General features: G+C 30.2%; 23 protein-coding genes. 11 read left to right on the forward strand and 12 right to left on the reverse strand.

What is annotated here, in order from left to right; genetic code table 11:
* From ACTTBI_RS05135 to ACTTBI_RS05150, 4 genes are read right to left on the reverse strand one after another with little or no spacing between them, the layout of a single operon-like run.
* On the reverse strand, positions 1-1,743 hold the full coding sequence (locus ACTTBI_RS05135) for a GspE/PulE family protein (RefSeq protein ID WP_440652965.1): 1,743 nt from the start codon (positions 1,741-1,743) through the stop codon (positions 1-3).
* A 27-nt stretch (positions 1,744-1,770) separates the two neighbouring features.
* Positions 1,771-3,387, reverse strand: a complete 1,617-nt coding sequence (locus ACTTBI_RS05140; protein ID WP_440652966.1) for a secretin N-terminal domain-containing protein — start codon at positions 3,385-3,387, stop codon at positions 1,771-1,773.
* Entirely contained in the window at positions 3,387-4,607 is a 1,221-nt protein-coding gene (locus ACTTBI_RS05145) for a LysM peptidoglycan-binding domain-containing protein (protein ID WP_440652967.1), read from the reverse strand. Before ACTTBI_RS05145 ends, ACTTBI_RS05140 begins: the two co-directional genes overlap by 1 nt.
* On the reverse strand, positions 4,607-6,373 hold the full coding sequence (locus ACTTBI_RS05150) for a fimbrial assembly protein (RefSeq protein WP_440652968.1): 1,767 nt from the start codon (positions 6,371-6,373) through the stop codon (positions 4,607-4,609). Before ACTTBI_RS05150 ends, ACTTBI_RS05145 begins: the two co-directional genes overlap by 1 nt.
* Positions 6,374-6,510: 137 nt before the next feature.
* Here ACTTBI_RS05150 and ACTTBI_RS05155 point away from each other — a divergent pair, with 137 nt between their 5' ends.
* A complete protein-coding gene (locus ACTTBI_RS05155; RefSeq protein ID WP_075506362.1) occupies positions 6,511-7,503 on the forward strand; it encodes a type IV pilus twitching motility protein PilT in 993 nt (330 codons plus the stop codon).
* A 1-nt stretch (position 7,504) separates the two neighbouring features.
* Here the strand turns inward: ACTTBI_RS05155 and ACTTBI_RS05160 are convergent, their stop codons facing one another.
* Positions 7,505-7,813 carry a hypothetical protein gene (locus tag ACTTBI_RS05160; RefSeq protein ID WP_075506363.1) on the reverse strand — a complete coding sequence of 103 codons (309 nt, stop codon included), beginning with the start codon at positions 7,811-7,813 and terminating at the stop codon, positions 7,505-7,507.
* Between ACTTBI_RS05160 and ACTTBI_RS05165 the strand changes: the two genes are divergently transcribed.
* The gene (locus tag ACTTBI_RS05165) at positions 7,782-8,147 is read left to right on the forward strand and encodes a hypothetical protein (RefSeq protein WP_440618895.1); all 366 of its coding nucleotides are present in this window, start codon (positions 7,782-7,784) and stop codon (positions 8,145-8,147) included. The two genes, ACTTBI_RS05160 and ACTTBI_RS05165, sit on opposite strands and share 32 nt — an antisense overlap.
* On the opposite strand, the gene ACTTBI_RS05170 is transcribed toward ACTTBI_RS05165, so the two are convergent.
* Positions 8,148-8,537 carry an ATP-binding protein gene (locus ACTTBI_RS05170; RefSeq protein ID WP_440652971.1) on the reverse strand — a complete coding sequence of 130 codons (390 nt, stop codon included), beginning with the start codon at positions 8,535-8,537 and terminating at the stop codon, positions 8,148-8,150. It abuts the gene before it with no gap.
* 68 nt (positions 8,538-8,605) lie between these two features.
* Here ACTTBI_RS05170 and ACTTBI_RS05175 point away from each other — a divergent pair, with 68 nt between their 5' ends.
* A complete protein-coding gene (locus tag ACTTBI_RS05175; RefSeq protein WP_262589738.1) occupies positions 8,606-8,944 on the forward strand; it encodes a heavy-metal-associated domain-containing protein in 339 nt (112 codons plus the stop codon).
* Here ACTTBI_RS05175 and ACTTBI_RS05180 read toward each other — a convergent pair.
* Positions 8,941-9,606 carry a hypothetical protein gene (locus ACTTBI_RS05180; RefSeq protein WP_440652973.1) on the reverse strand — a complete coding sequence of 222 codons (666 nt, stop codon included), beginning with the start codon at positions 9,604-9,606 and terminating at the stop codon, positions 8,941-8,943. The genes ACTTBI_RS05175 and ACTTBI_RS05180 overlap by 4 nt on opposite strands.
* Positions 9,606-10,550 carry a mitochondrial fission ELM1 family protein gene (locus ACTTBI_RS05185; protein WP_440618902.1) on the reverse strand — a complete coding sequence of 315 codons (945 nt, stop codon included), beginning with the start codon at positions 10,548-10,550 and terminating at the stop codon, positions 9,606-9,608. The genes ACTTBI_RS05180 and ACTTBI_RS05185 overlap by 1 nt, the downstream gene beginning before the upstream one ends.
* A gap of 21 nt (positions 10,551-10,571) precedes the next feature.
* Here ACTTBI_RS05185 and trxB point away from each other — a divergent pair, with 21 nt between their 5' ends.
* From trxB to ACTTBI_RS05200, 3 genes are read left to right on the forward strand one after another with little or no spacing between them, the layout of a single operon-like run.
* Positions 10,572-11,516 carry a thioredoxin-disulfide reductase gene (gene trxB, locus ACTTBI_RS05190; RefSeq protein WP_440652974.1) on the forward strand — a complete coding sequence of 315 codons (945 nt, stop codon included), beginning with the start codon at positions 10,572-10,574 and terminating at the stop codon, positions 11,514-11,516.
* A 40-nt stretch (positions 11,517-11,556) separates the two neighbouring features.
* Positions 11,557-12,579, forward strand: a complete 1,023-nt coding sequence (locus ACTTBI_RS05195) for an NAD-dependent epimerase/dehydratase family protein (RefSeq protein WP_440652976.1) — start codon at positions 11,557-11,559, stop codon at positions 12,577-12,579.
* 49 nt (positions 12,580-12,628) lie between these two features.
* Positions 12,629-13,261 (forward strand): hypothetical protein, encoded by a 633-nt coding sequence (locus tag ACTTBI_RS05200; protein WP_440652977.1) that lies wholly within the window; start codon positions 12,629-12,631, stop codon positions 13,259-13,261.
* Between the two features lie 2 nt (positions 13,262-13,263).
* On the opposite strand, the gene ACTTBI_RS05205 is transcribed toward ACTTBI_RS05200, so the two are convergent.
* Genes ACTTBI_RS05205 through ACTTBI_RS05215 form a run of 3 tightly spaced genes read right to left on the reverse strand, consistent with a single transcriptional unit; the run spans position 13,264 to position 15,108 of the window.
* Positions 13,264-13,443, reverse strand: a complete 180-nt coding sequence (locus tag ACTTBI_RS05205) for a hypothetical protein (protein ID WP_440652979.1) — start codon at positions 13,441-13,443, stop codon at positions 13,264-13,266.
* A gap of 30 nt (positions 13,444-13,473) precedes the next feature.
* On the reverse strand, positions 13,474-13,917 hold the full coding sequence (locus ACTTBI_RS05210) for an NAD(P)H-binding protein (protein ID WP_440652980.1): 444 nt from the start codon (positions 13,915-13,917) through the stop codon (positions 13,474-13,476).
* Positions 13,918-13,920: 3 nt separating this feature from the next.
* A complete protein-coding gene (locus ACTTBI_RS05215; RefSeq protein ID WP_440618908.1) occupies positions 13,921-15,108 on the reverse strand; it encodes a pyridoxal phosphate-dependent aminotransferase in 1,188 nt (395 codons plus the stop codon).
* Positions 15,109-15,144: 36 nt separating this feature from the next.
* Here ACTTBI_RS05215 and uvrB point away from each other — a divergent pair, with 36 nt between their 5' ends.
* The 5 genes from uvrB to pgsA are packed head-to-tail and all read left to right on the forward strand — an operon-like array spanning position 15,145 to position 20,884.
* Positions 15,145-17,319, forward strand: coding sequence for an excinuclease ABC subunit UvrB (uvrB, locus tag ACTTBI_RS05220; RefSeq protein ID WP_440613811.1), 2,175 nt, complete (start codon positions 15,145-15,147; stop codon positions 17,317-17,319).
* Positions 17,301-18,053 carry an SDR family oxidoreductase gene (locus tag ACTTBI_RS05225; RefSeq protein WP_440618910.1) on the forward strand — a complete coding sequence of 251 codons (753 nt, stop codon included), beginning with the start codon at positions 17,301-17,303 and terminating at the stop codon, positions 18,051-18,053. Before uvrB ends, ACTTBI_RS05225 begins: the two co-directional genes overlap by 19 nt.
* Positions 18,050-18,475 carry a dihydroneopterin aldolase gene (locus tag ACTTBI_RS05230; RefSeq protein WP_440652982.1) on the forward strand — a complete coding sequence of 142 codons (426 nt, stop codon included), beginning with the start codon at positions 18,050-18,052 and terminating at the stop codon, positions 18,473-18,475. Before ACTTBI_RS05225 ends, ACTTBI_RS05230 begins: the two co-directional genes overlap by 4 nt.
* Positions 18,462-20,297: an excinuclease ABC subunit UvrC gene (gene uvrC, locus ACTTBI_RS05235; protein ID WP_440652984.1), complete on the forward strand. Its 1,836-nt coding sequence runs from the start codon at positions 18,462-18,464 to the stop codon at positions 20,295-20,297. Before ACTTBI_RS05230 ends, uvrC begins: the two co-directional genes overlap by 14 nt.
* Before the next feature lie 2 nt (positions 20,298-20,299).
* Positions 20,300-20,884 carry a CDP-diacylglycerol--glycerol-3-phosphate 3-phosphatidyltransferase gene (pgsA, locus tag ACTTBI_RS05240; protein ID WP_440613807.1) on the forward strand — a complete coding sequence of 195 codons (585 nt, stop codon included), beginning with the start codon at positions 20,300-20,302 and terminating at the stop codon, positions 20,882-20,884.
* Here pgsA and ACTTBI_RS05245 read toward each other — a convergent pair.
* Positions 20,881-21,762, reverse strand: a complete 882-nt coding sequence (locus tag ACTTBI_RS05245) for a branched-chain amino acid aminotransferase (protein ID WP_440652985.1) — start codon at positions 21,760-21,762, stop codon at positions 20,881-20,883. The two genes, pgsA and ACTTBI_RS05245, sit on opposite strands and share 4 nt — an antisense overlap.
* Positions 21,763-21,833 lie beyond the last annotated feature (71 nt).

The following is a 21,833-nucleotide window of genomic DNA, read 5'->3' on the forward strand; positions in this document are numbered from 1 at the left end:
CTAAACTACTAAAATTCTAGAATATTCTTCAACAGATAATATACCTTTTTTAATAAAATTTCTGCCAATAACTTGCATAGTTTTGAAACCATCCTTAATTGCAACTTCAAGCATTTCATCTCCTCTAGCATCTCTCAATATCGCAGCTTCTAAGTTAGGAGTTTTTTTTAGCACTTCATAAATTCCTTGTCTTCCTTTGTATCCTGTGTTGTTACATTCTGCACAACCTGCACCCATTTTGGGGGTAAAAGTATTTAACTCTTCCTCTTTAAAACCGTATTGTAATAAAGTTTCTTTAGTCCCTTTTTCATCATCAACTGTACAAGAAGAACAATTCTTTCTCGCCAACCTTTGAGCAACAATTAAGCTTAAGGCTGATGCAACCATGAAACTTGGAACACCCATATTTACTAATCTGACAACTGTAGAAACCGCATCATTTGTATGAAGCGTACTTAATAACAAGTGTCCAGTTAAAGCTGCTTTAATTGCAATATCTACTGTAGATTTATCTCTTATTTCTCCAACTAGAATTACCTCTGGGTCTTGTCTTAAAAAAGATTTTAATATCGCTTCAAATGTTAAACCAATTTCATTGTTAGCTTGGATTTGTCCAACACCTTTTAAATAAAATTCAACCGGATCTTCGGCAGTCATTATATTTGTTCCAGGATTATTAATTTTTTTAATACAGCCATAAAGAGTTGTACTTTTACCACTACCTGTTGGACCCGTAACCAAAACCATTCCTTGAGGAGCAGTTATAGCTGTAACTAAATTATCATAATCCTCTTTATCTAGACCGATTTGCTCTAAACCAAGATCTGGTCCAGCAGCAAGTAAACGCATAACAACTCTTTCACCTTCTTTAGCTGGAATAACTGAAAATCTAACATCAATATCAACATCATCTTCATTTTTTGGTTGTGGATTTTTAAATTGAAGTTTTCCATCTTGAGGCAACCTTTTTTCTGAAATATCACAACCTGACATAATTTTTAGCCTTGTTACTATTGCATTGTAATTCTCCATCAAAAATTGTTTGAACTGTAATTGTTCTTGGAGCACGCCATCTTTTCTAAATCTTATTCTTGCCTCACCTCTTCTAAAAATTTCAATATGAATATCACTAGTGCCACTAAAAAATGATTCATTTAAAAGTTTATCGACAAATTCCACAACAGCATTCTCACCTTGAGTAATTTTTACATTTGGAACCTTCACGTTTAAATTTGGTTTTGAGACTGATGATTTTTGTGATTGATTACTTTGAGAATCTTGTGTCGCTTCTATTACAGATTTAAATTTTAATGCTTGATCTAAATTTGATGGTTTTGCAACATACAACTCTACATTACATCCAGTCATACTTTTAATCTTACCTGCTAATGTAGATTTAGTTGGATCAAATAAAGCAATTTTTAAAATTCTTCCATTTAGTTCAAATGGAAGCATTTCGTTTTCCATTATAAAATCTTTTGGAAGTTTTTTTACAGCTTCTTTTTTAATATTTTGCTCAGTTAGAATAGTTTTACGTAAAGCATAATTTCTTGAAACTGCAGAAACAATATCATCTTCACTTACTAATTTATCATCAATTAAATACTCTAAAACTCCAAGAGGAACCTTGCCGTTACTATCGTATTTTTTTTTAGCCTCATTAAAGTTAGCTTCAGATAATTTTCCACTAGTTTTTAAAAGGTTTGAAATCTTAATACTTATTTCAGGATTTATTGAGGGCATGTTTAAAGTTATAATAAAAATTATAACTTATACAACATTTGCACTTAGGAATATTAACAGTTGAGTTTTATCGTCTTTATCAGTTGTTTGTCTAAAAAATGCTCCTAGTAATGGAATTTTTGAGAAGAACGGCACATAAGTTTCACTGTTTTCTCTAGTATTTTTATAAACACCTCCAAGTACAGCTACATCACCAGCATTAATTTGGACTATAGATGTAAGCGATTCCTCGTTCGTTACAACGTCATCACCTGAGCTTTCACCTGGTGCATCATTTGCAAGTGATAATTCAATTTTTACTCTACTTTCTCCAACAATTTCCGGTTTCACCGTGATGCTTAAATTTTGTGGAATTTCTACTGTAGATCCTGCAGCATCACCTGAAGCTGGAATTACTTTTACTAAAGTTGTACCTTGAGTAAGAGTTGCTTCTTCACCGTCCATTGCAAATAGTTTTGGATTTGAAACTGTTTCTGTATTAGAGTCTTTCACTGATGCAGTGATTACAGCTTTGATCTTTGTCATTCCTATATTTCCAAGCAAAAATGCTCCTCCTGCCAAACTGACTGCATCTGATAAATCTGCATTAGATATAGCCTCAGGATTCGTATCTGCTACAGGTGTTATAGAAGTTGTGTTTCCTGGGTTAGTATCAATCCCTGAAAAGGTTATTCGGTCTTTTCCATTTGCAACTGCTGATGCATTGAGTGCATCTATGTTCGCACTAAAGTTTTTATTAAAGCCATCAGTTGCATTAACAATATAAGCCTCGATCATTACTTGTTTTTTTTCCAAGTCAATTTTGTTTAAAATATTTTCTGCCTGATTTAATTGTGCATATGTGCCTGTAATTATAATTTGATTATTTTTTTCATCATCTACCATAGTAAAACCTTCAGTCTCACCCATAACTTCCCCAAGAGATTCTACTAAATCTGTTGAACTTTGATAAAAGACTTTAAATATCTCTGTAATCAAAGGTTCAGAATCATCTCCATCGTTTGAAACTGAACCGCCAATATCTAAGGAAGCTAAATTATTATTTTCCTCTATAGTATTATCTATTTTAGCTTTTTCTAATTCAGCAAAAAATTCTTTTGAATGAACTCTTAGCAAACCAGAATCTTCATCAACAGTCATAATTAAACTGTTAATATCTAATATAGCATAAACAGCAGAGCCCCATTTTATATTTTCAAAGTCTATAGTTATTTCGCCACTAACTTCATTACCTATGATAATATTTCTTTGTACCAATCCAGCAAATAATTTTAAAGCTGATCTTATATTCATATTATTAAGCTTTAAACTTACTTCGGTATCTTCCAACTTTTTAATCTTTAAATTTCTATCAATTAGTTTAAGTGATTTTTTTTCTAGCGTCTTACCCTCTGTTAAAGAGATTCTTCTTACTAACTTTTCCTCTTTTTTATTTTTATTTAATATATCATTTGAATCTTGATTAAATTGTTCTGCAGTTTGTCTAAAATTTTCAGCGCTTGCCTTTACATTGAAAGACTCAATTTCTTGAACAGCTCCTTTATCTTTTTGATCATAAGCCATTTTGGGCCTATTTGAACTACTGCAACTTACTAGTAACATAGAAAGTGTTAAAACCAGGAATGATTTAATAAATTTTGTCATTAATTGAATAAATCCTCAACATTGGTTACTGTTTCACTTTCATTATCGTTATTATTGTTTTCATTATTCTCTGTTTGATTTTCAATATTTATATCATCATTGTTTACATCATCGTTGATTAAATCTTCATTATTTGATTGTGGTAATGATGCAATTGCCATTCCTACTATTGGAGTATTAATTAAAAACTCATATTCAATATTATCCTCTAAAACAATCATTTTATTTTTTTCAATTGACACTATCACGCCATCTCTGTTTCCTATTCTGTCTCCTTCTCTAACCATAAATTGACTGTTGCTTATTTCAATTATTGCAAGATTTTTTCTATTTATTTTAAAATCGTTAATACTCTTCTTGTCTAAGTTTTCATAAGAAATATTCTCATTCGTATAAATTGGAATTTTTACTAATTGATTTTCGTTTAAAATAACTGTGTTTTTTTCAAAAGCATTAAATTCTATTAATTCACTTATTTCTCTTTCATATCTTCCAGCAATATCAGCTATTGTTTCGTTCTCATTTGTTACATGAATAAAGAATGGGAGTAATAGTTTATCACCAATCAAAATAATATTTTCATCATCCAGATCATTGTAAGAAGCAAGTTGCGTTGCATTTAAATTATATCTTTCAGCAATCGTATTTAAGTTTTGACCCTCTTTTACGATATGAAATCTATTTGGTATAACTATCTTGTCACCAATTACTAATTTTCTTGATCCAGGATAAATTGCATTTGCAACTTCTATTTCTCTTAAAGAAAAACCGTATCTAAAAGCAATCTTCTCAATTGTATCGTCTTTCGAAATAGTGTGAGTAGTAGGTGTTTTTGCTCTATCGATTTTTTTTATTTTAGCTCTTTGAAATTGATGATCAGATTCTTTGCTTAGTGCAACACCTTTTAATAGATAATCTCTTAAAGAGTATGCAATTATTGGATCAATATTTAAAACTGTAACAATTTCGGTGCTCTCAGGTTCAGCCTCAACAACTTCAATCACCTCTTCAGTGTTATTAGATAATTCTTCTGCCAATTCCTCTTCATTAGCTTCTTCTTGAATTAATAAATCTGTCTCAGACTCAACTGTATCTTCAATTTTAATCTCAACTACTTCTGGCTCTCTTACAATACCAATTTCATTAGTAAATGGATCGCTGCTAAAAGAATTACCGCAATAGAATAGAAAGATAGTTGTAAATATAAACCTTAATAACATTATTCTTTACCTGCCTCTAATAGATCTGAAACTATAGTTTCATCATCAAATACTTCATTTGATAAAGCTTTTAATGATAATCTTGAATTAAATTTTTTTGTTATTTTTTCTTTGGGTAAATCTTCCTCTTTTAATTCAGGTTGTCCAGCAACTGTGTAGAGTGCTATTCGATCTTGTTTAGAAAATTCAACTAATGCCTCAATTTTACTATCATTAACAACTTCATTGTCTGAAAAACTATTCATCATATTTACAACCGCTTGATCGTTCATGGCTACACCAGAAAATAAAATATTATGTTTTTCTTGTATTCCAAAACTAGTCAATCTGATATTTTTTGGAACTATTTGATCTAAACTTGCATAAAGATTTGCAGTTGTTTTTAAATTTGATCCAAAGGCTGCTGCAATTCTTTTATCTTCATTTATACTATCAATTTTTGCATTATATCCTTGCAAGAGATTATTTTTACTTTCTAGATCTTCCTCTAAAATTTTAGTGGCAGCTAATTTAGATGAATTATTCATTAATTTTAAAATTTTAAATGGAAGAACGTGTCCAATAATACCTAAAACAAAAATCATAGAAATCATTAAACAAAAATTACCTAAAGATTTTGATCTTCTGTTAGTTTTTACCTGATCAAAATTAGATAAAAGATTTACAGAAATTATTTCGTTAGTTTCAAGATTAAAAGAATTTAATTTTCTTGATGCAATACCAATTGCTTCCGATGCAAGAGATTTATTGCTAAGTGAGTCTATATATTTTTTTGCACTATCTGAAATTTCAGCAGAGTCCTCAGGATTATAAAGTTTAATAACAACGTCTCCCAATTGTCGCTCAATTCCTTTCGAAACATTTTTAATTTTTGACTTATCTGAAATTACTGTAATAATATTTATAGGATCAAATTCATACTTTGTTTCATACTCAACTAAATATTGTTTAATTTGAGAACCTAGTCTTTCAAAAATTTCATCCCAAAATTCTGTTTCAACACTCTCAACTTCCTCAACTGTATCAAGCAATACTTGATCTGCTTCAATAATATTTAATTCTGAATACTGAAAGCCTTTATTGGAACAAATAGTAATACTTTTCTCATCTTTAGAATAATTGAAAATGACATTTGGAGTTTCAAAACCTTCTTTCCCAAGAAGTATTCCTTGAGAGTTAACATGAGCGAAAGGTGCAAGATCAATTACCACAGGATTATAACCTGCAAGCCTAAATATATTCGAATAAGTTTCTACAAACTTTATCTCCATAGCAACTAACACTACATCCATTACACCAAGCTCTTCATTTGTACTCATAACAGAATAACTTGTTTCAAACTCATCTAAATTTTCAGGTGTTTCATCAAACTGATCCCAAAATCCACCTAAAGCAGTTGCTTCCCTTAAACTTTCTTCATCCATAATTGGAATTTGTAAATTATAAATTTGTGCTTTGGATGTATCTAAAGAAACGGCAATGTCTTTTGTTTTAGTCTTAATAGAGTCTAATGCATTTTTTACTTGATCACTTAAATATGTTGTTGCGGATAAAAAATCTTGGTCTTCTCCAATTCCTGCTATTTGTTGATTAGAGAAATTATCAATTTTACAAACACCTTTTTTGTATGAAATTTCTGCAGCTTGAATAAATTTATCTCTAAAAACTACACCTATTACTTTTTCTTTTTTTGAGTGATTTTTTCCTATTAATTTAATGATAGGAGCAAAAGCTTTTGCAATAGGAGGTCCAATTTTATCAATCATAATTTTTTATAAAAACCGAATAAAATCACAATAATAAATACCGAATCGGTACACAAGCATTAGTTGTGTTACTTTATATATGCATCAATATTAAAAAAAACTTGAAAAGCTATAACTTTTAGAGCATCAAAACATTTATGAGTCTTCATGATAAATTAAAATCATATCCAAAAGAATATGATTTGTCAGATATCCACATCAGATCGAATCAACCATTTGCAATCAGAGAAAATGGTGAGATTAAAGTTTTTAGTGAAGATATTGTCTCAAGACAAGACATAGAAACTTTTTGGAAACAATCTTTAGATAAAGCTCAATACGATTATTTAATCAGCAATGGTGATTTAGATTTTGCTGTTGTAGTTGATGGACAGAGGTTTAGAGCAAATGGATATTACTCTTCATATGGACCAAGTATGGTTCTTAGAAAAATTATAAGCGAGATACCTAATATTGAAAAACTAGGTTTGCCACCGGCAGCACATGAAGCAATTACCCATAAAACAGGATTGGTTCTTGTTACAGGACAAACTGGTTCTGGTAAATCTACATCACTTGCTGCAATGATAGATCAGATTAATTCTCATAGAGCAGAAAATATAATTACAATTGAAGATCCTATTGAGTTTGTTCATCCTGCTAAAAAAAGTATTATTTCTCAAAGGGAAGTTGGAAAAGATACCGGTAGTTTTGCAAAAGCATTGAAGTCCGCATTAAGACAAGATCCTGATGTAATTTTAGTTGGTGAGATGCGAGATCTAGAAACTATTTCATTAGCATTAACTGCTGCAGAAACTGGTCACTTAGTTTTTGGAACTTTACATGCAAGTAGCGCGTCATCAACAATTACAAGAATTTTAGACGTCTTTCCTCCAGCTCAAAAAGAACAAGCGCAAACAATGTTAGCAGGATCAATCAGATTAGTAATGTCTCAACAACTTCTTAAAAAAAAAGGTGGAGGAAGAATTGGTTGTCATGAAGTAATGACAGGGACACCGGCAATAAGAAATTTAATTAGAGAAGGTAAAACAGAACAAATTCAATCTACTCTTCAAACATCTGCCAAAGATGGAATGTTTACAATGGAAAAATGTCTTGAGGGTTTAAAGCTCAAAAAATTAGTTGAGTAGATTAATTTGAACTTTCAGTAAATCTTTGTTGTGGAACTATTGCGGAAAAGGTTCCAGTACCAGTGCAATTACTTTCAGTTTGTTCACCTAGGCCTCTGTTTACACTTGAAGGGTTTGGATTGTTTGCTCCTTCACATTTTAAATTAAAATCTACATTACCTTTTAACTCAACTTCAACCTCTAAAAACTTTACATTGTTAGCTGTGGATTTTGTTATGATATTATTATAAAGATAGTTAGCTGCTAAAAATGCAAAAAAAGCTAAAAAGAATATTTTAATGTTATTTAAATTTTTTTTAAAATTTACCATCGTTTTAATTGTTATAGCTTTTATTCCTAAAAATTCTAATGCAAATATTTATCAATTAAGTTGTAAAAATAAAAAAAATACAACTGTTTGGGTTTATTCAAATAAAAGAAAACAAATCATTCTAACAAAAATTAATAGTTCAAAGACAAAAGTAAATTTCAAGATGGATAGACAAACCCCATCATCTTTTACATCAAACGGTTCAATTGGAGGATTGCAGACTAATGTAACTTATAATCAAAATTCAAATGAATTAGCAATGCTGCAAAAATCTTTAAGAGGTTCCAATCAATTTTACAAATGCTCAAAGCCTAAACTTATTAAAGAGGAGTAGTTAAAAAATTAAAGTTAAAGTTGTGCCTGGGCCAACTTCATTGTGTTTGTACTCACAAAATTTTGAGGTTTTTTTTATAAAGTATACTCCCAAACCTCCAGGTCTGACGTTATCTAAATCTCTCGGTTTAATTGTATCTAATGGTACTTGTTCACCGTAGTCAGTAATTATTACTTTAAGCTCACTATCATTTATAATTTCTAAATTTAAATCAATTTTTTGATCTTTTTTCATTTTATATGAATACCTAATTACATTTTGCAAAGCCTCATCAATTGCTAAAGTTACGCTTGCTAATTCGATATTTGGTAGATTTGATTTACAAAACTCTTCTATTTTCGATCTTGTATCTTTTAACTCTGAGGGATTTGAAAGCATTTCTATATTCATAAATAAATTTCAACAGTATTACCCAATATGGGTATATTAAATTAAAAAAAATAGTTTATAAAAGAATTATGAAAAAAATCTTACTAGTTTTATTTACATCATTAATATTTTTTCAAAACATAGTCAAAGCAGAAGTTGCTATGATTGGAGTTGTGGATGGAATGGTATGTATGGCATGCCAAGCAAAAGTTGAAAAAGAACTTAAAGCTGCAACAGGCGAAGGTAATGTTGAGGTTTCATGGCCAGAGGGAGTTGCTTTTATAAATTTTGAAAATACTCCAAATTTTTCTGAAGAGGACTTTAAAAAAGTAATTGAGAATGCTGGTTTTGCAGTTGGTAAAGTTGCTACCTTAAATGAAAAAATTATTGATCCAAAATCTGGATTAATTTCATTAAATAAATTTTAATTATTTACTTTCCAATCTGTTTCGAAAGTCACATAGTTTACTTGTAAACATCGTCTTTCTTTAAGAATGCTCTTTTTTTCCATGCCATGCCAAGTATTTGGTCCGCTGGTAAAAAGATAGCCATAGTTATTTCTGTAAGGCAATGTTTTAACTTTCTTTAATTTCTCATTATAAAAATCAGTCCCTAAATCTTCAGACTCGTTAGTTTTATTTACAAAAATTAATCCTGACATTAATTTTTCTTTAATATCACAGTGCGGTTTGAGCCAAAAACCTTCTCTATCACAAATCACCTCTACCCTTACGTATGAGTTCGATAAATCTTTATTGATCATTTTGGATATTGTCTCAAATGTTTCTTTTGATTGTAGTTCATTTATAAATTTTACAAGATTTGGAAATTGAAAACTATTTTCTTTTGTTACAAAACATCTAAATTTTATTGCTTTACCACCAGAGGAAATACCTTCTCTGAATTCTGCTGCCCCTCCATCAATTGCTCTTGTTCCGTCATAATTCAAATTATGCTCACTTAAATTTGGAATATCTGCTTTAATAATCTCTTCAATTGCTCCGTCAGATAGAGCATTGCTATATTCCCAATGATCAAATGGTGTTTCATATTTTTTTGAATTATTTTTTATAGAATTTAAAAATGACATTAAGATTGAATTTTTTCTTTTATAACTTTTGCTACTCTATTAGTTTCATCTAGTTTTTCATAGTTCCAATTTTCAATTTCCTCACCTAAGTTTCTAGTGATATTTAGTTCTCTAAATAAATTTCTAAATCTTTGGAATCTTTTGTCATTCTTTTTTGGTAAAATATTAGCAACATAAATTGGTTTGCCTGTCAAAGCAGCTTCAGAGATCATGGAGCTAGAGTCACATGTAACAACTATATTTTCAGATAAAGCTAAAGCAGATAGATATGCCTTTTTATCTACATCCATAATCACTGTGTGATTTTCTCCAAAAAACTCTTTTGCATAATGAATAGTATTTATTGGGGTTCTCATTGATGGAATTACTACTAATTGGAAATTATGTTTCTTCATTAATTTATAAAACATTGAGAAAATGTGTTTCATATTTTTAGTTGAATAATCATAATATTTTGTTGGTCCTCCCATAATTAAGCACCAAATTTTTCTCTCATCTTGTTTGATAAAAGAATTTAAATAATCTTTATTTTCTTCAATTTCTTTCTCTGAAAGATAATGAATAGCTCCCTTTGTGCTAATAACATTTTTGCCTTTAATTCCATCATGTTCTGGAGCAACAATAAAATCGAAATGATTAAAATCTATTTTTGGATCTTGGATATGAATATTAAATATTTTTTTTTTAGAAATACTTTTTAAGTGAATAGATGGAATTACACTCTTTCTTCCACATGAGATTATTAAATCAAAATCATTATCTTCAATCTTTTTATAAACATTTTGAGAAATTGGAGTAAATTTAGGTGGAACAAGTTTCCAAATACTTTTTAGTTCAACCTTGTGGTGAGTAAAATCAATATCAAGTGCTTTAGCAAGTCCCTCGACTTGACTAATCATTCCGTGCATCCCTTGAGTTAATAATAAACCTTTTAATTTAGACATTAATCACTATATAGCTTTCATATGAGTCAAAATCCAACTAAACACACAAAAGTGTTAATAATTGGATCTGGTCCTGCCGGATACACAGCTGCTGTTTATGCTGCACGAGCAATGTTGAATCCTATCCTTGTTCACGGAGCTCAACCAGGCGGACAATTAACAACTACAACTGATGTGGAAAATTTTCCAGGCTTTGCTGAAGTAATTCAAGGACCATGGCTAATGGATCAAATGAGAGATCAAGCAAAAGCTGTTGGAACAGAAATGATAGAAGACCATATCGGATCAGTGAATTTAAAATCTACTCCATTTGAGGCTGTTGGTGACAGCGGACAAAAATATACTGCAGATAGCATAATTATTTCAACTGGCGCACAAGCAAGATGGTTAAACATTAAATCTGAACAAGAATTTAGAGGATTTGGAGTTTCGGCATGTGCCACATGTGATGGTTTCTTCTTTAAAGACAAAGAAGTTGCTGTAGTTGGAGGTGGTAACGCTGCAGTAGAAGAAGCAATGTTTCTCACAAAATTTGCATCAAAAGTAAAATTAATTCATAGAAGAGATAGTTTGAGAGCTGAAAAGATGCTTCAAAAGAAATTGACGGAAAATAAAAAAATTGAAATTGTTTGGGACTCTGTTGTTGAGGATGTTTTAGGGGATAGTGAACCAAAAAATGTAAGGGGTATAAAAATTAAAAATTTGAAAACTGAAAAAACAGAAGAAGTTAAATTAGATGGATTATTTATTGCAATTGGTCACGATCCTGCAACTCAACTTTTCAAAGATCAATTAGAAATGGATAAAGAAGGTTATTTAATTACAAAACCAGATTCTACAGAAACTAATATTCCTGGAGTTTACGCTGCAGGTGATGTTAAAGATAAAACTTTTCGACAAGCAGTGACAGCAGCTGGTATGGGTTGTATGGCTGCGTTAGAAGCAGAAAAATTCTTATCTCATTAGTTTGAGATACAATTAATAAATAATTAAAAGGAGAAATGTTATGACTGATAGAGTGCTATTAACTGGAATAAGTGGATGGATAGCTAAACATACTGCAATAGAATTATTAAATTCAGGTTATGATGTTTTAGGAACAGTTAGAAGTGATGACGTAATTTCTCAAACAAAAGAGACAATTAGTAAATATGCTTCGATAGATAAGTTATCTTTTATAAAACTCGATCTTTTAAGTGACGAAGGTTGGGAAGAAGCTGCAAAGGGATGTAAATATATAATTCATATGGCTTCCCCTTTTCCGATGAAGGTCTCAAAAAATAGAGAAAATTTAATACCAGTTGCAAAAGATGGAACTTTAAGAGTTTTAAATGCTGGTATCAAAGCAAATGCAGAGCAATTTGTAGTTACATCTTCAATAGCAGCAATGTTTAGAAAGCCAAATAGATCAAATCCTTATTCATTTAGTGAAAATGATTGGACTGATGAAAATTGGGTTGAAGGAGTTAATGATTATTTTCTATCCAAAACAATTGCTGAAAAAGCAGCCTGGGAATTAATGGAAAGTAAAGGGATTAAAAATAAACTTACTTGTATAAATCCTGGTGGAGTATTTGGAGATGCTTTAGATACTAAAGGTGGAACTTCGATTGAATATGTAAGACAATTTTTAAAAGGTAAATTTCCAGCAACACCTAAATGGGGGATCTTAATATCTGATGTTCAAGATGTCGCAAAATCTCATGTTGCTTGCTTAGGAAATTCAAAAGTTGGTGGCAGAAGATTAATTATTGGAAAAGAAGTTAAAACACTACTTGAGACATCAAAAATTTTAGCTGAAGCATTGCCAGACTATGCAAAAAAACTTCCTAAGAAAACTTTACCAAATTTTATGGTGAAATTTATTAGCATGTTGGACTCAAGTGCAAAAACAATGATCCCTGATCTTGAATTAGAGATGAAACCAGAGACAAAATATGCTGAAGATTTAATTGGTTTTGAATTTAAACTAGCAAGTGGGGCTCTAATTGATGCCGGAAAATCAGTAGTAAGATTAGGCTTAGTATAAAAATTTTGTATAACGTCATCTTTAAATTTCAGGTATAAAATTAGTCGAAATGAACAGAAGAAAATTTATAAAAACTGTAAGTCAAATTATGATTGCTTGGGGATTAAGTCCAAAGCTCGCATTTGCTTCAGAAACTAATAAAATATTATCAGGAAAATTTTTTATAGATGGTAAGGAAGCAGAATTAAATTTTCAAGATTTAAATAATTCTACAATTGAAACTAAAGATGAAAAATCAATTATTAAAGTAAAAGATGATTTTTATTTGATAAGACCTGAAACAAAACTTCAATTTGTCTCAAAGAACTTATTAAAAGTTATCAAAGGTTCTGTTCATGCAGTCTTTGGAAAAAGACAAAATGAATTAAATGTTGAAATTCCTCACGGCACAATTGGAATAAGAGGAACCTCTATTTTCATTGATATTGAGCCTAAACAGAACAGAAGTTATTTTTGTAATTGTTATGGAGAAACAGTTCTCTATGATAAAAAAGGAAATTTATTAGAAACAGTGGTTTCATATGGGCACGAGTCTGGTGCACTCACAGAAGATGGAAAATTTAAACGTTATGGAATTAATTATTTAAAAAATATTTATGCTTTAAGACATCCAAAGATATTTGATGAAGAAATGGAAAAAGTTGGGTGTATCGTAGAAAATAGTCATTGTACCTTAAAATAAATTTATTTTACTAAATCTGAAATTTGATCTGACTCGAAGATTTTTTGATCAATATTATTATTTGCAAGTTTAATCATTGCTTTTGCGATTGTTTCTGAATGAATTGATCTCATTTTCTTTAATGGTCCAACAAATAAAGGGTTAAGAAGCTTAAAAATTATTATTCCTATTTTCTCACCCAATCTAAATTCTTTTCTGTTACCTAATATAAATCAGGGTCTCATAATTCCTATTTTAGAAAAACCTAAACCTAAGATCTCTTCCTCTACAAGGCCCTTATATTTTAAATAATCTCCTGAACTTTTGGAATTTGCATATCCTGAAGATACAAAAAAATAAGATTTAACATTGTTAGATTTTGTAATTTGGGCTACTTGTTTTGGGATATCTAATTCAATTCTTTGATATTCATTTTTATCAGGAGAATTTTTTTTTGTTGTCCCAATACAGAAAAAACATTCATCTCCCTCAATTTCTTCTTTGTGTTTTTCTAAATTATTAAAATCAGTTTGAATTACTTCAATTTTTGAGTTGTTTATTTGAGTTGAGGAACGGACAAATATTTTAATTTTAGAGTAATTATTATTCTGAATAAGTTGATTTAAAACATGTCCACCAACTAATCCAGTTGCACCAAATAGTAATGCTGTTTTCACTTATTAAGAAAGGCTTTCACAAAAGGATTTTATTCTATCCATTGCTTTCTTCAAATTTTGCATTGAAGTAGCATAAGAAATTCTAAAGTATCCATCTAAACCAAATGCAGACCCTTGTACGACTGCAACATTCGATTGTTCAAGTAGTTTTTGAACAAATTCTGTATCTGTTTTCAATTTAGTTTTTTTATTCAACAATCCCTTACAACTTGGAAATACATAAAAAGCTCCGTTAGGGGTTAAACAATTTATACCTTTAATGCTGTTTAAACTTTTAACAACAAAATCTCTTCTTTCTTTGAATGCTTTAGATCTTTTTTTTATAAAACCTTGGTTGCCATTTAAAGCTTCAACTGCAGCAGCTTGACTTATTGATGATGGGTTTGATGTGGATTGAGATTGAATTTTACCAATTGCTTTAATGATATCCTTTGGTCCAGCGGCATACCCTATTCTCCAACCTGTCATTGCATACGATTTACTAACCCCATTCATTGTCAAAGTTCTATCTTTTAACTTTGAATTTTGAGCAATCGTATAAAAATTAAAATTATCATATGCTATATGTTCATAGATGTCGTCACTCAAAATATGAACTTTTTTATTTTTCATTAAAACTTTAGCTAAATCTTCAATTTCTTTTTTTGAGTAGCCTGCTCCAGTTGGATTGGAAGGTGAATTTAAAATCACCCATTTTGTTTTTTTAGTAATGGCTTTTTTTAATTTACTTGCAGTAAGTTTAAATCCTTCTTCTTCTGTGCACTTAACTATCTTTGGTTTTCCACCAGCTAATAAAACCATATCGGGATAAGAAACCCAAAAAGGTGCAGGAATAATTACTTCATCCCCTTTATTTAAAGTTGCCATGAAAGCATTATAAAGAACTTGTTTTCCACCAGTTCCAACAGTGATTTGATCTGTAGTGTAATTAATTTTGTTTTCTCTTTTAAACTTATCTACGATTGCTTTTTTTAAAGCAGGTGTTCCATCTACAGCTGTGTATTTGGTGTCTCCACTTTTGATAGCTTTAATTGCAGCATTTTTAATATTATCTGGTGTATCGAAATCTGGTTCTCCAGCTCCAAGTCCAATTACATCTTTTCCTGCAGCTCTAAGTTCTCTTGCTTTTTGAGTAACTGCAATAGTTGGTGATGGTTTAATTCGTTTTAAACTGTCTGATATTATGCTCATTGAAATATAAATAAATTCTAATACGCTGTTTAATATATGGAAAATACTTATCAAGATTTAATTACAGATATTCAGAGTAAAAATCCTAAAATTGGTGGAAAACTCGAAGGTGGAAAAAAATTCAAAATTAAATCTGATTTTAAACCTGCGGGTGATCAACCAGAAGCTATTAAAAAATTAGTAAACGGTGCAAATAAAGATCAATTTAACCAGGTATTACTTGGAGTTACAGGATCTGGAAAAACTTTTACAATGGCAAAAGTTATCGAGGCTACTAATAGACCTGCATTGATACTTGCTCCAAACAAAACGCTAGCAGCACAACTCTATGGAGAAATGAAAACATTTTTCCCAGATAATGCAGTTGAATACTTTGTTTCTTATTATGACTATTACACTCCAGAAGCGTACGTACCAAGATCTGACACTTACATAGAAAAAGAGGCATCAATTAATGAGCAGATTGATCGAATGAGACACTCAGCAACTAGATCTCTTTTAGAAAGAGATGATGTTTTAATTGTAGCAAGTGTTTCATGTATTTATGGATTAGGTTCTGTTGAGGCGTACAGTAAAATGACGCTAACTCTTCAAAAAAATTATGATTACAACAGAGAAGAAATAATTAAATCTTTAGTAGCTCTACAATATAAAAGAAATGATCAAAATTTTTATAGAGGAACATTTAGAGCTAGAGGAGAATATTTAGAAATATTTCCCTCCCATCTAGAAGACAGAGCTTGGAGGCTTTGTCTATTTGGAGATAAATTAGAACAAATAGAAGAATTTGATCCTCTAACAGGAGATAAAGTTAGAGAGCTAAGTTTAGTAAAAGTCTATGCGAATAGTCATTACATAACTCCTAAGCCCACAATTGAACAAGCAGTCATTAATATAAAAAAAGAATTAGAAATAACTTTAAAAAAACATAGAGCAGAAAATAAATTATTAGAGGCTCAAAGGTTAGAAGAAAGAACTAAGTTTGATTTAGAAATGATTGAAGCAACTGGTTCTTGTGCTGGAATTGAAAACTATTCAAGATTTTTATCTGGAAGAAAACCTGGAGAACCTCCTCCTACTCTATTTGAATATTTTCCAGATAACACATTGATATTTGTTGATGAATGTCATGTAACTGTTCCACAACTTAATGGAATGTACAAAGGAGATAGATCAAGAAAAAGTACTCTTGCAGAATATGGTTTTAGACTACCATCGTGTATGGATAATAGACCCTTAAAGTTTGAAGAATGGGATTTAATGAGAACTCAAACTGTATTTGTATCTGCAACACCAGGACCGTGGGAACTAGAGCAAACAAAAGGAAAATTTATTGATCAAGTTATCAGACCAACTGGATTAATTGATCCTGTAGTTGAAATTAGACCTGCAAAAAATCAGGTAGATGATTTGATGCACGAATGTAAAAGAGTGATTGAAAACAATCATCGTGTTTTAGTTACAACTCTTACTAAGAAAATGGCAGAAGATTTAACAGAATACCTTCATGAAAATGGAATTAAAGTTAGGTACCTTCACTCAGATATAGATACTTTGGAGAGAATTGAAATAATGAGAGACTTGAGGATGGGTGTATTCGATGTTTTAGTTGGTATCAACTTATTAAGAGAAGGTCTTGATATTCCCGAATGTGCACTAGTTGGAATTTTAGATGCAGACAAAGAAGGTTTTTTACGATCAGAAACATCACTCATTCAAACAATAGGAAGAGCAGCAAGAAATGTAGATGGAAAAGTTATTTTGTATGCTGATAAAGAGACTAAAAGTATAAAAAAGGCAGTTGCTGAAACTGATAGAAGAAGAAATATTCAAATAGCTTATAATAAAAAACACAAAATTAGTGCTACATCAGTTAAAAAAGAAATTAGCGATATTTTAGAGAGTGTTTATGAAAAAGATTATGTAAAAATAAGCGAGGGTTCTAATGTTGGTGGAAACTTAAAGAAACATCTTAAAGCACTAGATAAAAAGATGAAAGAGGCTGCATCTAATCTTGAATTTGAAGAAGCCGCTAAAATTAGAGACGAAATAAGAAAGTTGGAAAGTAGCGAATTAGAAATTACATTAAATCCAAAAATAAGGCAGTATGATGTAAAAAATAAACTTTATCCTAAAGGTCGATCAACAATGGGGATGCCTGGAACAAAGGTTACAAAAAAAAGAGATAAAAAATGGAAGCACGGAAAATAATTATTACAGGTGGAGCAACAAGAATTGGTGCTGCAATTGCAAAAAAATTATCTGGTCCTAATAAAGAAATTTTAATTCATTTTAATAAATCAAAATCAAAAGCTGAGAAGTTAAAAAAAGAACTATCAAATAATGGCACTAAAGTTTACTTGGTTAAAGGTGACTTAAGTAAAGAAAATGATGTAAATAAAATTGTAAAATATGCAAAATCAAAACTTAAGTATTTTGATTGTCTAATTAATAACGCTTCTTTGTTCGAAAATGATAAATTAGAAAACTTTACAACAGATAGTTGGGGGCAACATTTAAGAACAAATTTAAGAACACCTGCATTATTATCAAAAGAATTTGCAAAAAATGTTAAAGGAACAAATAATAATATAATTAATATTATTGATCAAAGAGTATTTAAATTAACTCCATATTTTTTTTCCTACACCATTAGCAAAACTGGACTTTATACTTTGACCAAAACTAGTGCTATGAGTTTAGCTCCAAAGATTAGAGTAAATGGTATAGCGCCTGGCCCAACTATTAAAAATCAAAGACAATCTGAAAAACATTTTAGAAAGCAGTATTTAGCAACCCCACTAAAAAGACAAGTTGATGTTGAACAAATATGCAATGCTGTTGACTTTTTTATAAAAAATATATCTATTACAGGTCAAGTTTTAGCAATAGATAGTGGGCAAAATTTAAACTGGCAAACACCGGATATAATGGGCAAAGAATGAAAAGAAATAATTTTAAGATTGTAAAAATAGATAAAAACAAAAGTCTTTTTAATTATGAAAAGAAAATTCTAATTAATGAACTAATTTTAAATTTAAAACTTGGCTATTATGACTTTGAAAAGAAAAAGCCTCAAAAAGTTAAATTTAGCCTAGAAATTGATTACGAGGATAAAAAGCCATCAAGTGATAAAGATATAAAATCGATTGTTAATTATGGAACAATTGTAAAATTAATTACAAAACTCGTTAAAAAAAAACATTACAACTTTCTTGAAACATTAGCTGAAGCCGTATTTGATGAATTATTCAAAGATCAAAGGATTGCTAAAATAATGTTGAAAATTGAGAAATTAGAAATTCTTAAGCAATGTTCATCTGTTGGTATTCAAATTACCAAAAAAAGAAGTCATGATAAGCTCTGAAATAGGAAAAGAGGTAATTAAAAAAGAGCTCTCGCTAGTCCCTAAACTTCCTGGTGTCTACAGGATGCTAAATGAAAAAAATGAAATCCTTTATGTGGGAAAAGCAAAAAATCTTCCTAACAGACTTAAAAGTTATGTATCTGAAAAAAATCATATAATTAGAACAGAGAGAATGTTGTCTCAAACTAGAAAATTAGAGATAACGACTACTTCAAATGAAAGTGAAGCGCTACTTCTAGAAGCAAACCTAATTAAAAAATTTAAGCCAAAATTCAATATTTTATTAAGAGATGATAAGTCATTTCCATTCATCTTTATTGGTAACAAAGATAAATGGCCTCAAATTAAAAGACATAGAGGAAAAAAAACAAAAGAAGGATTTTATTTTGGACCTTTTGCATCAGCAGGTTCAGCTAACTGGACTATAAAGATGATCCAAAAAATTTTTCATCTAAGAGTTTGTGATGATACTGTTTTTAAAAATAGAGAAAGACCTTGTATCCTTTATCAAATAAAAAGATGTTCCGGACCATGTGTTGGTTATGTTGAAAAAAATGATTATCAACAAACAGTTGATGATGCCATAGAGTTTGTCTCTGGGAAATCAAGGAAAATTCAAAAAAATCTTTCAAGTCAAATGGAAAAAGCAAGTGAGGAATTAGATTTTGAAAAAGCAGTAATTTTAAGAGATAGAATTAAAGCTTTAAATATTATTCAATCTTCCCAAAGAATTAATGAGGCAAACTTAGTAGAGGCAGATGTTATTGCTGGATACAAAGAGTCTGGCAAAACTTGTATTCAAGTATTTTTTTATCGTTCAAAGCAAAATTGGGGTAACCAAGCTTTTTTTCCAAAACATGACCCAGATGAAAAATTAGGAGATATTTTAAATTCATTTGTTTCACAATTTTATGAAAATAAAAGTGTGCCTTCTGCAATAATTTTATCTGGGGAAATAAAAGAAAAAGTTTTAATTGAAAAAACTTTAACTCAAAAAGAAGGAAAACAAATTAACATTAGTGTTGCTAAAAAAGGTTCAAAACTAAAAGTAATTAATCAAGCAATAAAAAATGCAAAAGACAGTTTGAATAGAAAACTTTATGAAAGTCAGAATAATCGAGAACTTTTTGATGAAGTTGCAAAAAAATTCAATCTTGAAACTAATATAAATTTAATTGAGGTTTATGATAACAGCCATATCCAAGGAACAAATAGTGTTGGAGCTTTAATTGCTTATGGTGATGAGGGATTTATTAAAAAAAGATATCGAAAGTTCAATATCAAGCACAAAAAAAATGAGCAAGATGATTATGGTATGATGAGAGAAGTATTAAACAGAAGATTTAAACGTGCTGTTCAAGAAAAAGATAATTATCTCACTTTTCCTGATTTAGTATTAGTAGATGGAGGAAAAGGGCAATATTCAGTAGCTAGAGAAAGTTTGAATGAGTTGGGGCTTCACGACATTCCAATTATTGCAATAGCAAAGGGTAAATTTCGTAATAGTGGAAATGAAACATTTTTTCACAATTGCAAAGAATATAAATTCTCTAAAAATGACCCCACACTATTCTTCCTTCAAAGGATAAGAGATGAATCGCATAGATTTGCAATCAGTGCGCATAGAGCAAAGAGAAAAAAAGGAATTAGTAAATCTTTACTAGACCAAATCGAGGGTATTGGAGCAATTAGAAAAAGAGCGCTCTTAAACCATTTTGGGTCTGCAAGATCTGTTGAATCTGCTAGTTTAGATGAAATTAAATCTGTTGAAGGTGTTGAAGAAAAAGTAGCAAAAAAGATATATAACTTCTTTCACGAATAATTATGTTAAAAAAAATTCCAAATATTCTAACAATAGGGAGAATAATAATTGTACCCTTCTTCGTTTTAGCATTTTATCTACCTGGCTTTTATGGTGATTTAACTGCTTTAATTTTATTCATAATTGCTTCATTTACAGATTTCTTAGATGGCATGTTAGCTAGAATGTTAGGCCAAGAATCTAAATTAGGAGAACTCTTAGATCCAATTGCAGATAAAATTATAGTCGCTACAGCTCTAATTTTACTGGTGATGGATGGAACAATCAGAAATTATGAAGTTATTGCAGCCATAATAATTTTAACTAGAGAAATTTTAATTTCAGGATTACGGGAATTTTTAGCAAAAGGTCAGATTAAACTTCCAGTTTCAAATCTTGCTAAACTTAAAACAGTTTTGCAAATGGTTGCTATTGGTCTTCTTCTTTCTGGAGATACTGGAAATAAAATAATCAACTTTGAAAATTATAATGCTCAAACTATTGGGATTATTCTTTTATGGTTATCAGCTGCGCTTACTTTATTTACAGGTTATGATTATTTACGAAAAGGTATTGATCACGCAATATCTGAAGATAACAAAGATTAGGCTGCTTTTTTCTTTCTTACCAACGCTTGATAGCTTTCATTAAGATCAATAATAGTTTCGCAAACTTTGAATTGATTTTCTGCAATACAAGATACTGGTGTAACTTCAGCAGCAGTTCCTGTTAAAAAACATCCTACAAAATTAGAAAGTTCTGTTGGACTAATCTTTCTTTCATGTACTTTTATATTTTTTGATTTTGCGATTCCGATTACAGTTCTTCTTGTAATTCCATCTAAGAATGAATCTGGGATTGGTGTGTGAATTTCTCCATTTTTATCTTTAAAAAATACATTGGCGCCTGTTGCTTCAGCAATATTACCTTCGTGATCTAACATTAAAGAATCAGTGAAACCTTGCTTTTCAGCTTCATGTTTAGATAATGTGCAAATCATATACAAACCTGAAGCCTTAGTATCCCAAGGAATAGTATTAGGAGCTGGTCTTCTCCAGTTTGAAATATTTAATTTAATGCCTTCGACTTTTAGTTTTGGATCGAAGTAAGATCCCCATTCCCAAGTTGCAATCGCAACATGAATTTTTGTTTGTTGTGCTGAGATAGCCATCATTTCAGTGCCTCTCCAAGCTACTGGTCTTACATATCCGTTTTCTACATTCTGAGTTGCAATAATTTTATTTGAAGCAGTATTTATTTGCTCTTCAGTATAAGGAATTTCAAAACCCATTCTTCTAGCAGAATGAAAAAATCTAGATGTATGTTCCTCTAATTTAAAAATTGAGCCATCATAAACTCTTTCACCTTCAAAAACACAACTCGCATAATGCAAACCATGACTTAAAACATGGAGTTTTACATCTCCCCAATCAACAAGTTTATCGTTGTACCAAATTTTTCCAGATCTTTTATCGTACGGTATCATTAGTGAAAATATTTTAAAATATCAGTGAAAAATATCTTTGTATCTTTGATATGTCAATATAACTTACCCAT

The organism is Candidatus Pelagibacter sp. HIMB1542 (assembly GCF_052047835.1).
Classification (GTDB): domain Bacteria; phylum Pseudomonadota; class Alphaproteobacteria; order Pelagibacterales; family Pelagibacteraceae; genus Pelagibacter.